The organism is Hafnia alvei (genome assembly GCF_034424155.1).
Classification (GTDB): Bacteria; Pseudomonadota; Gammaproteobacteria; order Enterobacterales; family Enterobacteriaceae; genus Hafnia; species Hafnia alvei.
Genome location: NZ_CP139992.1, coordinates 3679675 through 3694937 on the forward strand (window position 1 = coordinate 3679675; position 15263 = coordinate 3694937).

A 15263-nucleotide genomic window follows, 5' to 3' on the forward strand; every position below is an offset into this window, starting at 1 on the left:
CGGATTGAATCTGCTTATTTCCCCTGCTTGCGCAGTAAGAAAATAAAGTACGGCGCGCCGATGAACGTTGCTAACAATCCGGCGGGGATTTGATAAGGGAACATCACCATCCGCCCACACCAATCTGCAAACATCATCAGAAAACCACCGATTAGCGCAGCAACCATCAGCTGTGGCATCGCTCGCTTAAAGCCTAACATTCGCGCCATATGAGGCGCCATCAGGCCAACAAAGCTGAGCGGACCGGTCATTAGCGTCGCAGCGGCGGTTAACGCCGATGCGATCAACAAAATAGCGACACGCGACGGCATCAGCGCCACGCCCACCGCTTTCGCCGTTACCGAGCCTAAAGGCAGTAGCATGAGCCAACGGCGGCACAGCGGCGTTGCCGCAATCAGCACCACGGCAATACCCACGGTACGTAACGCCTGCGCGCTGTCCACGCCATAGGTCGAGCCCGCTAGCCATGTGAGCAGCATGCCGGTACGCGGATCGCCGCTTGCCAGCACCATCACCACCAGCGTACTAAACACCGTACTCACCGCAATCCCGGCCAACAACATACGCTGGGCGGAAAATCCGTTACGGCTCGAGGTAATCATCACTAACAATAACGTCAGCGCAGCGCCGAGGCTTCCCGCCGGAAGTAGCCATACAAACGCATTGCCCGGTACTAACAGCATCAGCACTAAAACGCCGAGCGCAGCACCCGACGTAATCCCTAATACTTCAGGGCTCGCCATCGGGTTACCGGTGAGCTTTTGGATCATGGTTCCTGCTACGGCTAGCATCATTCCCGCAGCCAAAGCAGCCACCACGCGCGGCCAGCGCCAAGGCATCAGCGCATCTATCTGAGCGCCGTGCGCCCAGTACCAGCCTTCGCTACCGCGTCCAAACAGCAAAGCAACGGCCAGAGCCAACGCCAGTAGAGCCATACCGATGATCATCCAGCGCCACAGATGATGACGTTCTGGCGTAACATGGTCGCCTTGGTTCATATCCGGCATATTGCCGTTGGTACGCAGCTTCGGTAATAACCACAGCAGCACCGGTGCGCCAATGAGCGCAGTGGCCGAGCCGGTTGGAATTTCATGCCAAACCACGGCCAGCCATTGCACCACCTGATCGGTGAGCCACAGCAGCAAAGCGCCGATAAAAGGCGCCATCAACAATCGTTGAGACAATCGACGCGCACCACAAATGCGCGCTAACAGCGGCGAAAATAGGCCGATAAAACCAATCACGCCTACCGCGTTCACCATCTGTGCGCTGATTAACACCGCCAGCGCGAGGGTAGCTAAACGAGCGCTGCTTAGGCCAAGCCCTAGATTTTTAGCGACGCCGTCATCCAATCCCAGCAGCGTCAAAGGGCGAATCAGCAAAGCGGAAAGCAGCAATGCCACCAGCAAACGCGGAGCTAGTTCGGTCACGTTATGCCAATCGTGTTGGTTCAACGCCCCGCTCGCCCAGACAAACATGCCCTGTAGAGATTCGTAATTAAACAGCGCCATCAGGGAGTTCAGTGCGCCGCAGTACAGCCCCATCACCAGCCCCGCCAGAATCAGTGTCACCGGCGACATGCGTTTACCCCACGACAGGCCAAACACGATAAACGCGACCAACACAGCACCCAGCAGAGCCGCCAGTTGCATCATCCAGCTTTCAGGCGAAACGGCCAACAGCACCGCCGCCGTTACCCCAAACTGAGCACCGGCGGAAACCCCCAGCGTGGCGGGTTCCGCCAGCGGGTTTTTCAATACCTGTTGGAACAGTAGCCCCGCCAGACCGAGCCCTGCGCCCACCAGCAAAGACACAACGTCGCGTGGCAGAATGCTGTAATGCATCACGACCTGTTGGATATTATCCCTATCCGGCGCGGTCGCGGCCTGCCACCATTGATTAAACGGTAGCTGGTGATGCAGATTGAATAAGGTTAATCCCAGCGCAGGCAATGCCAGCAACAATGGGATCAACCACAGGCTGAATTTAGCCTGAGATGCTTTTACGTTAGCGTTCATGATTTCGCTCCTAACGCAGACTCCAGCAAATCACAAAAACGCATCGCGGAGAGCGTGGCACCGTAGAACCAAACGCCCGGCTGGCTGATCACTTTATGGCTTCGCACAAAAGGCAGCGCCTGCCACAACGGGGTTTTCTGCACCTGAGCAAACAATGCGTCATTACCGTGGCTGAAGAAAATGGCCTGCGCCTGCGGGGAAATCGTCGCCAGTTGTTCTATGCCAACGATCGCGCTGCCCCAAAAATTGGTCGCCCCCGTCCACGCATTTTTTAAATCCAGTTCATCCATTACTTCTTGGAACATGCTGCCTTTACCAAATACCAAAGCATGCCCGGCGTCTAACAGCGTAAACAGCAACAGTGGCGTTTTGTCCCACGCACTCAGGCGCTGTTTACTTTGTGCCAACCGCTGTTGGAATAGTGCAAGGTGTGCGGTCGCGCGTTCAGGCACACCCAGTTTTTCCGCCAGATTTTGCAATGACTTTTTAGCCAGTTTCAGCGGCAGGCCTGAGCCATCGTTAAAGGAAAAGCCCATCGCCGGTGCAATGGTTTGCATTTTCGCCACTGAAGGGCCAAATCCCTCTGAGTAGAGGATCAGCGAAGGATCAATCTGTTGCAGCAGCTCCATATTTGGCTCTGTGCGGTTGCCGAGATCGATAACCGTGGGTGCCAATCGAGGCTCTTGTACCCAAAGGCGATAATTGGCGATTTCAGCCACGGCAAGCGGCGTAATGCCAAGCGTCAGCAGAAGCTCAATCGGCAGCCATTCGAGCGCCACAATACGCTTGAGATCGGGATATGTCGTACTGGTCAGCGCAGAGGCCTGCACCGAAAGCGGAAGTAAAAACGGCGACAACGCCAGCGCCGTAATCAGACGGCGACGGCCAAAATCAGGAGAGTTGGGATCACGCATTGAATCTTGCATCAGTAAACGAAGCTCACCGGCGCACCACCGCTTGGGTGCGGCAGCGTCCCCATCGGTATACCGTAAATTTTTTCCAGTACGTCGCCCTGCATAATGTCAGCAGGCGTACCTTGAGCAATCAGTTCACCACCGCGCAGCGCCATCAAATAATCGCAATAACGCGCAGCCATATTGATGTCATGCAGAACCGCAATCACGGTTAACCCCCGTTCGCGACTAAGGCGTTGAATGAGGGCCAACACTTCAACCTGATGGGCAATATCCAGCGCCGATGTCGGTTCATCGAGTAATAAACAGCGGCTATTTTGTGCCACCGTCATTGCCAACCATGCGCGCTGGCGCTCACCGCCGGATAAGCTGTCAACCAAACGCCCTGCCAACGGTTTAAGATCGACCAAGGCAATGGCCTCTTCCACTCGTTCACGATCTTCGCTGCGAAAACGCCCGAGCGCGCCATGCCAAGGATAGCGACCAATGGCCACCAGTTCACGCACCGTCATTCCCTCAGCCGCGGGCAGCTGTTGAGGAAGGTAGGCCACTTCACGGGCAAACGCTTTGCTATCCCATTCCGCTAACGGTTTGTCGCCCAGTAAAATCTGGCCAACGCTTGCCGCCTGATGGCGACCGAGCATTTTTAGCAGCGTCGATTTACCTGAGCCATTGTGACCAATCAAGCCACAAACCTGACCTTCAGGAAAAGTGAGAGACACGTTTTGCAGCAATGTGCGGCCAGGAACAGTGAAGCTGACCTGTTGCAAAGTGAAAGTTGATGGGGTGGAGATTGCGGTTTTACTCAATTCCGGTATAGCCTTTAGTCTTATGTTCTTTGCAGAAAAGAACGGGCGCGGTAACCGCGCCCTTGAGTGTATATCTTACTAGAAGCGGAAGGTCGCCGTTGCCACAACCTGACGCTCTGCGCCCCAGAAGCAGCCATAGGTATCGAAGCAGCTGGCAACGTACTCGCGGTCCAGCAGGTTATTTACATTAACCGCAATGCTGGAGCCCGGCAGGTTGAAGCGCGCCAGATCATATTTGATCACCGCATCCATCACCGCTGCGCTACCTACTTTGAAGGTATTCGCCGGATCGCCGTAGCTTGAACCGATGAATCGGCCGCCCGTACCCAGCGTTAGCCCGCTCAAAGCCCCTTCGTTAAAGGTGTAATCCCCCCACAGGGAAGCCATATGTTTTGGCACCTGTACCGGCGTATTGCCCTTTAAGTTGGTATCTTTGGTATATTCTGCCTCTGTATAGGTGTAAGACGCCGTCATGTTGATATTGGCATTAACGGCAGCTTTTGCTTCAAATTCAAAACCGCGTGAGCGAATTTCACCCGCAGGGATTTGATTCAACGCATTCGTTGGATCAGCCATCAAGTTGTCCGTTTTGGTTAACTGATAAACTGCGCCAGTGACCACAATCGGCATATCTTTCGGCACATATTTTACACCGGCTTCGTACTGCTCACCTTTCGACGGCGCATAGGCTACGCGTGGTGTGCTGTAGAGGCTAAAGGCATTCGGCTCGAAAGATTGACTGTAGCTGAAATACGGTGAAATACCGTTGTCGAACAAATAGTTCACACCGCCACGCCAAGTAAACTGCTGATCTTTACGCTCAATGTAACCATTATCGCTGCGAACAGTCGTGGCCTGAGTAGACCAGTCATAACGACCACCCAAGGTCAGAACCCATTTGTTCCACTCAGCCTGATCCTGAAGATAAAGCCCGGTTTGCTTGCTTTCGTTCATCTGATAAGGAACCGCGCTACCGAAATCAACGTCGGTACGATCGGGTAAATTATCCAGATCCAGTGAAGGTGCATTGCCAAACAGGGCGCTGATGTCATTACGCATACGCATATAGTCAACGCCGGTTAACAGGGTATGATCCACGTCGCCCGTCGCAAACTTACTCTGTAGCTGAGTATCAACGCTAAAGTTCTGTAAACGCTCATGATCAACAACCGTACCGCGTCCCAAATAATGGGCCTTATCAGCATCAGAAAGCGACTGACAGTACGCGTTAAAACCATTCATACTGTTATTACACAGCCCGGTACCGTATGCACTTTTCTGAGCCGTTTTCATCTCAGAGAAACGCAGGTTCTGGCGCACTGTGAAGGTGTCATTGAAACTATGGTCAAAACTATAGCCCACCATTTTCTGGTTGCGGGAATAAGTGTTGTTGGCTGCGCCTTCATTGAAGCTAGTCGGTAAACGACCACCGTTTGGCAATGGCTCTACGGTTCCTTCTTTCGGCAACCAGCCGTAGTAGCCGGTTTCTGGCTCGTTCTGGAAATATGACAAGAACGTGAAGTTAGTTTGCTCGCTCGGACGCCAAGAGAACGTTGGGGCAATGGCGTAACGTTTCTGCTTGGCACCGTCCTGCTGTTCGTTATTAGAACGCGCCATACCAGTTAAACGGTATGAGAACTCTCCGTTATCATCCAACGCATCGCTGAAATCAAAACCCGTTTGGAACAGGTTATCTGTCCCCATTTTAAACTGCACTTCTTTCAACGGTTCTGTCGTCGGACGCTTGCTGACCATAGAGATGATCCCGCCAGGGTTGCTTTTGCCATAAAGCACTGACGTTGGCCCACGCATGAGTTCGACACGCTCAAGCATATAAGGATCAATGACGGCGTCGTTATAGAAATCGCCCTGTAACTTCAAACCGTTCAAATAGTTATTCTGGTTCAAACCAACCGAAGAGAAACCACGAATGATGGCAAAGTCATAGGTGCTGGAGGCGCCGCGGCTGTTAACCGTTACGCCAGGCGTATAGCCCAAAGCCTCTTTGACCGATTTTGGCTGGCGGATTTGCATTTCTTCATAGGTTACAACCGAGACAGACTGTGGAGTCTTCTCAATTGGCGTATCGGTTTTCGTTGCCGTTGCGCTGCGCTTAGCGGCAATCGTTGGCGCGGGACCCCATGCGCTCTCCTGCTGAACACCACCGCCGGCGGTGACAACCAGCGTGTCGTCATTTTGATTTTTTTGAGTTGTATCAGCAGCATTGGCGAAAGAGGCCCACATCCCCAAGCTGGCAGCAATAGAAACTGCAACCTTGGTTCGTGAATATTTGAACGATGGTAAAGTCATGTTGGTTTCTCTGGCGAAAGACAAATAATAAAGCAAACGAGAATGATTATTATAAAGATCGCATTTTATGCGTAACTAAATGTAAAGTTCAAGAGAAATTAATCCTTATAAGAACCAAGGGAACAAAAAATAGCCTTTATTTTAATAAGGCTTAAATCAATAGGTTTTATCTATCTAAAAAGAGGATTGAATCATGATGTAAATATAAATGAGACGTATTTCATAGTTATGTAATTGTTATATTTGGTTTGCGTAAATGGTTTAATTAAAACCATACAAAGAATGGATTTAAAGATGCGGAATCGGTGCCATATTCTATTTATTGGCGCTTACTCATCACGGTGCAATTTTTCACCTTACAAAACGAGGCTACACCTACCTTTGCGCCTCTACGCATTTTTATTTAAATTAAACAAAACACTTAATTAAGCACCAATTAAATCAATGAAATTTAATACAACATTAAATAAAAAACTCTCAATTACTTATTAAAAAAGTATAATTTCCAACGAATCATAATTCACCAATATTGTAATTTATTATATTTATATTCCTCGTCACAAAATTAATTATTTATTTCATGAACCATATTGTCTTTTAATAACCAAGAGTTTTATCCTGCTAGCGTTTTAAAAAGGAATCGTTATTAAACATAAGGGATAAGAATAATACAAAAGCGTCAATTCAAGGAAATGATAATGAAGCGTAAAATTCTAGCGGTGGTAATTCCTTCTTTATTAATAGCGGGCATGGCACATGCCTCTGAGATTTATAATAAAGATGGTAATAAATTAGATCTGGAAGCTAAAGTCGATGCGCGCCATCAGTTCTCTGACGCCAGCAGCCAAGATGGTGATGAAACCTATTTACGTGTTGGCTTCAGAGGCGAAACCCAAATCAACGATCAACTGACCGGCTTTGGTCAGTGGGAATATAACGTCCAAGCTCAAACCACTGAGTCTGAAGGCGTTGGCAGCAATGGTAATGCCACACGTTTGGCTTTTGCTGGCTTAAAATTCGGTGATTTTGGTTCGTTTGATTACGGTCGTAACTACGGTGTCGTATACGACGTTGAAGCGTGGACCGATATGCTGCCAGACTTCGGTGGCGATAGCTACACCCAAACTGACGTGTTCATGAACACCCGTGCCAATAACCTTGCAACCTATCGTAACACCAACTTCTTCGGTCTGGTTGATGGCCTGAATTTTGCTCTGCAATACCAAGGCGCTAACGATAATGGTGGGGCTGAAGGCAACAACGGCACCAACAATGGCGACCGTAAAATTGCCACTCAAAACGGCGATGGTGTTGGTTTCTCTACCACTTATGACACCGGCATGGGCCTGAACTTTGGCGCATCTTATGCGGCTTCTAACCGCACCTATGACCAAGAACATCGTTCATTGGCAGGCGGTAATACCGCTGATGTTTGGACTTTGGGTGCCAAATATGACGCGAACAATGTTTACCTGGCCGTTATGTATGCTCAAACTCAAAATATGACCGCCTTCGGTGATACTGACGGGTATATTGCTAACAAAACTCAAAACGTTGAAGTCACGGCTCAGTACCAGTTTGATTTCGGCCTGCGTCCATCTTTAGGCTATGTTTATTCTAAAGGTAAAGACCTTGACTATAACGCCGGCGGCAAACATTACGATAACGAAGATTTAGTTAATTACATTGATGTTGGTACCTACTTCTACTTCAATAAAAACATGTCTACCTACGTTGACTATAAAATCAACTTGCTGGATGACAATAATTTCAGCCGTTCAGCAGGCCTGATGACCGACGACGTTGTTGGTGTTGGTTTGGTATACCAGTTCTAATTTAGCTTAATCATTGCATTAATGAATATCGCGGGTGGCTTAGGCCACCCGTTTTTATTTGTCTATAAAATGATCACCAAAGCGATTTAATACTCCATTGACCACCTTGCTTATTATTCATTATTCATCTAATAAAAAAGGCCTCTTAACAAGAGGCCTTTTCGTTCACACTAGAATATTATTAGTTACTGCCAAACATATCCTTAATCCAACCGGCTACACCATCACTACTTTGTTGTTGCTGTGCTGGTTGCTGCTGCCCTTCAGTTTGTGGCTGCTGAGTCTGGGCTGCCGGTTGCTGCGCTGCGGATGCAGCACATAGCCCCTCAGGGTTTTCCGTCCATACAGGAATGCTGCGCGAACCGCCACCGTTGCACACAAAGTTACCAGATTCATCAATATTCATCGTGGTAATCCCTTCCGGTGGCACCAAATTCAGTGGCAGCGGAGTCTGGTTTTCCAGATAGCGACGATAAAGCGTTAACGCACCGTTTGCACCGGTTAACTTGGCCGGGCCATTGTTATCACGCCCAACCCATGCAATGGTCACCTCTTTACCATCAACACCGGCAAACCAGCTATCTCGCAGATCGTTTGTGGTACCCGTTTTCGCCGCCAGATGGTAATTACCAAATTTAGCCGTCAGAGAACGCGATGTCCCACGTGCAACAACCTGCTGCATACCATACAGCGTCAGATAAGCTGCCTGCGGTGGCACCACGCTTTGTGCCTGCGGCAAGCTTTGATACAGCACGGTTCCATCTTCTGCAATCACCGAACGCACGGCCGACAGCGGCGCGCGATTCCCACCCCCAGCAATCGTTTGATACTCCTGCGCAACTTCCATCGGCGTGAGGCTAATCGCCCCCAGCAACATGGATGGAACCGGATTAATCACATCTTTAGGAATACCTAAACGCTGCAATGTCGCACTGATTTGATCTAACCCTACCGCCATACCCAGATTCACCGTCGGCACGTTCAGCGAGTTCGCCAACGCATCCACCAGCATCACCTGACCACGATACTGACGATCGTAGTTTTTCGGCTGCCATATGCTGCCATTTGGCTGCTTCAGCGAAAGTGGCTGATCCGCAAGCCACGTGTTCAGACGATATTTATCTGGCTCGCTCAACGCGGTGAGATAAGTCGGTGGTTTTGCCAGAGAGCCCACTGAACGGCGGGCGTCCATTGCGCGGTTAAAACCAGCAAACTGTGGCTGAGCACCGCCTACCATGGCACGAACTTCGCCGCTGAAACGGTCTACAATCACCATGGCAGCTTCAAGATCGTTCACATGACGCGCCGCTTTCAGTGCAGGAACGCCATCTTCCACCGCTTTTTCTGCCGCGTCTTGCGACACCGGATCGAGCGTGGTGAAGATTTTCACCCCAGACAAATCATTGATCTTGTTGCCCAGTTTTTGCTGTAGCTCTTGGCGAACCATTTGCATAAACGCAGGCTGTGGCGAGATAACGCCGCCTTTTGGCTGCACGCCGAGCGGACGAGCACTCAGCATATCGTAAAGCTCTTGGTCGATGATCTGCTGGTTTTCCAGCAATTTCAGCACCAGATTACGACGCTCTAACGCCAGTTTCGGGTTACGCCACGGGTTATACAGCGAAGCACCTTTTACCATGCCTACCAGCAATGCTTGCTGGTCGAGGCTAAGTTCATCAACCGGACGTCCGAAATAGTAGAGGCTCGCTAACGGGAAGCCACGGATCTGATCGCTTCCACTCTGGCCCAGATACACTTCGTTGAGATACAGCTCCAAGATGCGATCTTTGCTATAGCGATAATCAACGATCAGCGCCATATACGCCTCGTTGATCTTACGCCACAGCGAACGTTCGTTAGATAAAAACAGGTTTTTAACCAGCTGCTGCGTCAGCGTGCTACCGCCCTGTACCGCACGTCCGGCAGTAAGGTTAGCCACCACAGCACGACCAATGGAATAGAAACTAATCCCATCATGCTGATAAAAATGGCGGTCTTCGGTCGCAATCAGCGTATCCACTAACAGATCGGGGAATCCGCTGCGCGGTACAAATAAACGCTGCTCACCGTTGGGAGACTGCAACATGGTAATTAAGCGCGGATCCAAGCGGAAGAAACCAAACTGGCGCTGGTTGTCCATATTTTGGATCTGGCTTAGACGATCGTTGCTGAATACCAAACGCGCATGGATCTGCCCTTCTTTTCCGTCTGGAAAATCAAACGGGCGGCGCAACAAATCAATATTGTTGCCGTTCACCGAGAATTCACCCGGACGCGTGATGCGGCTCACCTGACGGTATTGCATACCTTCCAGCAAATTCACCATCTCTTTTTTGCTGTAGGACATTCCAGGCTCGAGATCGACCATCCGGCCATAGACGGTCGCTGGCAGCTGCCAGACTTTCCCATCGATACGGCCACGGATCTGCTGATCCAAATAGAAACCGTAAATCGCCAGCAGCACAAAGACGATCAGCGCTAGCTTGATCAGCAAACCTAACAGCTTGCGTTTACGCGATTTTTTCACTTTCTTACGCGCCACGTCGTCCTCTCTGTCTTCATCATCATAATCATCATCTTCTTCGTAATCGTCATGATCGTCCGCGGTATCACGGAAATCATCGCGATAGTCATCGTCCTCGTCGTCATAACGGCGACGGCGATTAGGTACCGCTTTACGGGACGGTGGAGTGCCACCTTTTTTACCCTTACGTCCGATCGGCTCGCGATCGTCATCCCTAGACATTGTTCAGTTCTCCGGCAGTGGCGCCTAATCTGTTCCTCACCGCCGAAATGGGGAAGAGGAAACCTCCGAAATTAGCGCAGCATCATGGCTGCGCCGTAGGAATTTCTTACTGGTAGCGTTTCGTTCGACGCGTCGGCAGCGCATTTCCCGGATCGTCCGGCCATGCATGCTTTGGATAACGCCCTTTCATCTCTTTTTGCACTTCACGGTATGAGCCCTGCCAAAACGCGGCCAAATCACGGGTAATTTGTAGCGGACGATGGGCTGGCGATAACAACTCCAACACCAACGCCACTCGCCCTTCGGCGATTTTAGGGCTGTGCTGCTCACCAAAGACCTCTTGCAAGCGCACGGCTAACACCGGTGGTTTATCGCTAAAATACTGTAGCGGTAAACGCGATCCTGTCGGCACAGTGTAATGAGTCGGCAGCGCGGTATCTAGACGCTGTCGCATCGACCAATCCATTAAGCTCAACAGTGCATCGGTCAGATTGATATTCTGTAAACCGCGCAGATCGCGCACGCCGTCTAGCGCAGGCAGTAGCCAGCTTTCTAGCGAATCCAGCAGACTATCATCATCTACCGTAGGCCAGTTAACTTCTGGTAACCACTGCGCTGCACACTGTAACCGTAAACGCAGCTGCTTGGCAGAGTCGCTCCAATTCAAAGCGCTAATACCCTGATTGCGAACCCAATTTAGTAGCGCCAGCGACAGCTCCTCAGCCGATGGTTTAGCCAGCGGCTGTGCCTTAATCACTAAGCGCCCTAGCTGCTGGCGCTTCCATGCGCGTAGCGTACCTTTCGCTTCATCCCACTCCACGCTGGTTTGCTCGCTGATCAGATGCGGCAGGCGGGCGGCTAAAAGATCAATATCACAAGGCAACGCCAGCAAAATACGCGCTTCGCTGTTATTCACGCCCTGCAAAAGATTCGCCACAATCAACCACGGCGTCCGCGCCAGCGCGTCATCGGCTTCCATTGCCGCACCGAGACCATTCGCCAACAAATAACGCCCATCTTGCCCACGTAGATTAGCAATACGATCGGGAAAAGCATGAGCAAGCCAAAATGCAGTATCGTCGAGCGCGACGCGCCCCTTCCCGTTCCCCAAACGCTTAATCAGTTGATTGGCGCGGCGTTGCCAATGGCTCTGCGGATGATAAAGCGCATTGCGTAGATCGACGCCGCCGTTCCGCGGTGGCTCTTCAATGATAGCGGCCAGCAACGCCGCCGTCGCAAGCGCATCCTCACCGGCGCTTTGCGCGGCACAGAGCATTGCCGCCAATCGCGGATCGCTACCCGCATCGCCCATAGCGCGACCGGTTGGCGTTAAGCCGCCCTGTTCATTAATTGCCCCGAGCTGAAATAACAGCCGCTGCGCGGCAGAGATCGCCGCAGTCGGCGGCGTATCCAGCCATTTTAACTGAGAGACATCGTGACATCCCCACTGCAAAAGATTCAGCCACAGGCTGCTCAGATCGCTATGGAGAATTTCGGCTTCGCTATATTCTGCGGTACGTTCGGCCTGTTCTGCCGCCATTAGGTGCCAGCAGATACCCGGTTCTAAGCGCCCCGCGCGCCCGGCACGCTGCGTCATGGAGGCCTGACTGGCTCTTTGCGTAACCAGCTTCGTGAGCCCGCTACGCACATCGAATTGGCTGACACGCTCAAGCGTGCTGTCGATAACTAAACGAATCCCGTCGATGGTCAAACTCGTTTCCGCAATATTGGTGGCCAGCACCACTTTGCGCCGCCCTGACGGTGATGGATCAATCGCCTTCTGCTGCTCGGCCAGCGGCAACGCGCCATAAAGCGGACAAATATCGGTATTGGCATCCACGCGCTGTTCGAGCAGTTCGGCGGTACGCTTGATTTCTCCCACGCCGGGTAAAAACAGCAGCAGCGAGCCTGACTCTTGGCGTAACAAATTCAGCGCCGCATGAGAAGCGCTGTGATCCAGCCGTTCATGCGCAGACACCGGCATGTAACTGCGCACCACGGGGAAGCTGCGTCCTTCGGAACGGATCACCGGTGCATCGGGCAGTAAATGAGTCAAACGCGCGTCGTCCAGCGTGGCAGACATAATCAGCAAACGCAGATCGTCACGCAATCCTTCCTGCACATCCAACAACAGCGCCAAGGCTAAATCAGCCTGCAAGCTGCGCTCATGGAACTCATCGAGGATGACCAGCGATACGCCTGATAGCTCGGGATCCTGCTGAAGCATACGAGTCAAAATACCTTCGGTAACCACTTCCAGCCGCGTTTGCGCGCTAACTTTGGTTTCGGCACGCATGCGGTAGCCTACGGTTTGCCCCACAGTTTCACCCAGTTGTTGCGCTAAGCGATGAGCCACGCTGCGCGCTGCCAACCGGCGAGGCTCAAGCATGATGATTTTACCGTTCAGCCAATCAGCCTTAAGCAATTGCAACGGTAGCCAAGTTGACTTACCCGCACCGGTGGGTGCATTCAGTAGCACCTGAGCTGAAGATTGCAGCGCGGCCAATAATGATTCAAGAACCGCAGCAACAGGAAGTAAAGACACGAAGGCTCCAAACTAATTAGGATTAAATGCTTTAACATCGACTAGACGGCATTGTAGCATTCAGCGGTGAAACTAAGAGAAACCAGAAAGCATGTCTGATACCCGCCGCCTATTTTTTGCCTTACCAATACCGCCCAAAACCCAACGTGCGTTGGTGAAATGGCGCGCAGATCAGTTTTCTGCCGAAGCGGGGCGCCCTATCGCCGCCGCCAATCTGCACATCACTCTGGCATTTTTAGGTGACATCAGTGAACAGAAATCTCAGGCCCTGCAAAATATGGCTGCGCGGATCAAACAACCGGCTTTTAGCCTCGATCTCGACGACGCGGGCCATTGGCCGGGCGCGGGCGTTGTCTGGCTGGGCACCCGCCGCGCACCGCGGGGGCTGCTGCAATTGGCCGAGCTTTTACGCTCGCAGGCTGCGCGTAGCGGTTGTTATCAAAGCCCTTTACCTTTTCACCCCCATATCACGCTGCTACGCGGGGCGACGAAAGCCGTAGCACTCCCGCCATCAGGGTTTCATTGGCCGATTGATTTTGAATATTTCACGCTCTACTCGTCGGAGTTCCGCCGTGGCCGAACCCGCTACGAGCAAATTGCCGCTTGGCCGCTCATTACGCCGAAAAAAACGTCGGAAAACACGGAGTACTGAATTTTCAGAATTATCTCGGCATATATATAGAAAGAAAAAAATATAGAGAGAACTTATGATTTTTTCCCCCTCGCTAAAATCAGCGCGCTTGCTTCAACGCTACAAACGTTTTTTAGCCGACGTTCGCCTTAATGATGGCACTGAAATGACGATGCACTGTGCCAATACCGGTGCGATGACAGGATGTGCAACGCCGGGGGATACGGTTTGGTATTCCACGTCAGACAACATTAAAAGAAAATATGCGCATTCTTGGGAGCTTACTCAGACTCAGCAAGATCACTGGATTTGTGTAAATACCATGCGTGCCAATACGTTAGTGCAAGAAGCCATCGAGGCTGGACGCATCAACGAATTATCTGGTTACACAAAACTACGCACCGAGGTGCGCTACGGTGAAGAAAATAGCCGTATCGACTTGTTATTACAGGCAGAAAATCAACCTGACTGCTATATTGAGGTGAAGTCTGTGACCCTGCTAGAACAGGATTGTGGTTACTTTCCCGATGCTGTTACGCTACGCGGGCAAAAGCACCTTCGGGAGCTGGCGCTGCAGGTACAAAACGGACAACGCGCAGTACTGTTTTTTGCCGTACTGCATACCGGTATTACGAAGGTTGCGCCAGCACACCATATTGACCCGCAATACGCGGAATTACTGGCGCAAGCCTGTGCGCTTGGCGTAGAAGTTATATGCTATGGTGCACAGATTAACGCGGAAGGAATGGAGCTAAACATCCCGTTGCCGTTTGGGTTGTCTTGAGCCCGCTATTTCGTCTTCTGTTGAAAAAAACGACAAAAAACGCAGAGCAGCTCGCCAAATACGCCGTCCTTCACACCATTGTCAAGCATTATGCAGGAATAATTGCCAACGTTAACGGCATCTGCTATTTATAGCGGCCTGATTTTTCCCCCATTTGGGGATCGCTAATGCGTGTTATGTAGGAGAAGCAACATGCAAGAAGGGCAAAACCGTAAACCGTCGTCCTTAAGCATTCTCGCCATCGCTGGGGTGGAGCCGTACCAAGAGAAGCCAGGCGAAGAGTACATGAATGAAGCCCAGCTGGGTCATTTCAAACTGATTCTTGAAGCGTGGCGTAACCAGCTCCGTGACGAAGTTGACCGCACTGTGTCCCATATGCAGGACGAGGCGTCGAACTTCCCGGACCCGGTAGACCGTGCGGCACAGGAAGAAGAATTCAGCTTAGAACTGCGCAACCGCGATCGTGAGCGCAAACTGATTAAAAAGATCGAAAAAACTCTGAAGAAAGTCGAAGACGACGATTTCGGCTTCTGTGAGTCTTGCGGTGTTGAGATCGGTATTCGTCGCTTAGAAGCGCGCCCAACGGCCGATCTCTGCATCGACTGTAAAACTCTGGCTGAAATCCGCGAAAAGCAGATGGCCGGTTAATCTGGGATATTAAGATCCTCCAA

Annotated in this window: 10 protein-coding genes; 4 read left to right on the forward strand and 6 right to left on the reverse strand. The window is 51.3% G+C overall.

Annotation, left to right across the window (positions count from 1 at the left end):
* Positions 1–14: 14 nt before the first annotated feature.
* From fhuB to fhuA, 4 genes are all read right to left on the reverse strand, one after another.
* Positions 15–2018 (reverse strand): Fe(3+)-hydroxamate ABC transporter permease FhuB, encoded by a 2004-nt coding sequence (gene fhuB / locus U0008_RS17200; RefSeq protein WP_043495312.1) that lies wholly within the window; start codon positions 2016–2018, stop codon positions 15–17.
* Positions 2015–2932 carry a Fe(3+)-hydroxamate ABC transporter substrate-binding protein FhuD gene (gene fhuD / locus U0008_RS17205; protein WP_043495341.1) on the reverse strand — a complete coding sequence of 306 codons (918 nt, stop codon included), beginning with the start codon at positions 2930–2932 and terminating at the stop codon, positions 2015–2017. The genes fhuB and fhuD overlap by 4 nt, the downstream gene beginning before the upstream one ends.
* An 11-nt stretch (positions 2933–2943) precedes the next feature.
* Positions 2944–3741 carry a Fe3+-hydroxamate ABC transporter ATP-binding protein FhuC gene (fhuC, locus tag U0008_RS17210; RefSeq protein WP_043495315.1) on the reverse strand — a complete coding sequence of 266 codons (798 nt, stop codon included), beginning with the start codon at positions 3739–3741 and terminating at the stop codon, positions 2944–2946.
* Positions 3742–3819: 78 nt separating this feature from the next.
* Positions 3820–5985, reverse strand: coding sequence for a ferrichrome porin FhuA (gene fhuA / locus U0008_RS17215; protein ID WP_412101730.1), 2166 nt, complete (start codon positions 5983–5985; stop codon positions 3820–3822).
* Positions 5986–6749: 764 nt separating this feature from the next.
* Here fhuA and ompC point away from each other — a divergent pair.
* Positions 6750–7886: a porin OmpC gene (ompC, locus tag U0008_RS17220; RefSeq protein WP_043495319.1), complete on the forward strand. Its 1137-nt coding sequence runs from the start codon at positions 6750–6752 to the stop codon at positions 7884–7886.
* A gap of 181 nt (positions 7887–8067) precedes the next feature.
* On the opposite strand, the gene mrcB is transcribed toward ompC, so the two are convergent.
* Positions 8068–10632: a bifunctional glycosyl transferase/transpeptidase gene (gene mrcB / locus U0008_RS17225; protein WP_043495321.1), complete on the reverse strand. Its 2565-nt coding sequence runs from the start codon at positions 10630–10632 to the stop codon at positions 8068–8070.
* A 106-nt stretch (positions 10633–10738) separates the two neighbouring features.
* Positions 10739–13177, reverse strand: a complete 2439-nt coding sequence (hrpB, locus tag U0008_RS17230; RefSeq protein WP_043495323.1) for an ATP-dependent helicase HrpB — start codon at positions 13175–13177, stop codon at positions 10739–10741.
* A 91-nt stretch (positions 13178–13268) separates the two neighbouring features.
* On the opposite strand from hrpB, the gene thpR reads away from it, so the two are divergent.
* The 3 genes from thpR (at position 13269) to dksA (ending at position 15240) form a co-directional block, all read left to right on the forward strand.
* A complete protein-coding gene (thpR, locus tag U0008_RS17235) occupies positions 13269–13829 on the forward strand; it encodes an RNA 2',3'-cyclic phosphodiesterase (RefSeq protein WP_043495325.1) in 561 nt (186 codons plus the stop codon).
* 55 nt (positions 13830–13884) lie between these two features.
* Positions 13885–14592 (forward strand): DNA/RNA nuclease SfsA, encoded by a 708-nt coding sequence (sfsA, locus tag U0008_RS17240; RefSeq protein ID WP_043495326.1) that lies wholly within the window; start codon positions 13885–13887, stop codon positions 14590–14592.
* Positions 14593–14784: 192 nt separating this feature from the next.
* Positions 14785–15240: an RNA polymerase-binding protein DksA gene (dksA, locus tag U0008_RS17245; RefSeq protein WP_025800273.1), complete on the forward strand. Its 456-nt coding sequence runs from the start codon at positions 14785–14787 to the stop codon at positions 15238–15240.
* Positions 15241–15263 lie beyond the last annotated feature (23 nt).

Excerpts from the sequence above, each read along its gene's own strand:
- dksA (WP_025800273.1), top strand. The coding sequence starts at position 14,785 with ATGCAAGAAGGGCAAAACCGTAAACCGTCGTCCTTAAGCATTCTCGCC.
- ompC (WP_043495319.1), top strand. The coding sequence starts at position 6,750 with ATGAAGCGTAAAATTCTAGCGGTGGTAATTCCTTCTTTATTAATAGCG.
- fhuB (WP_043495312.1), bottom strand. The coding sequence starts at position 2,018 with ATGAACGCTAACGTAAAAGCATCTCAGGCTAAATTCAGCCTGTGGTTG.
- thpR (WP_043495325.1), top strand. The coding sequence starts at position 13,269 with ATGTCTGATACCCGCCGCCTATTTTTTGCCTTACCAATACCGCCCAAA.
- mrcB (WP_043495321.1), bottom strand. The coding sequence starts at position 10,632 with ATGTCTAGGGATGACGATCGCGAGCCGATCGGACGTAAGGGTAAAAAA.
- fhuD (WP_043495341.1), bottom strand. The coding sequence starts at position 2,932 with ATGCGTGATCCCAACTCTCCTGATTTTGGCCGTCGCCGTCTGATTACG.
- sfsA (WP_043495326.1), top strand. The coding sequence starts at position 13,885 with ATGATTTTTTCCCCCTCGCTAAAATCAGCGCGCTTGCTTCAACGCTAC.
- fhuA (WP_412101730.1), bottom strand. The coding sequence starts at position 5,985 with ATGTGGGCCTCTTTCGCCAATGCTGCTGATACAACTCAAAAAAATCAA.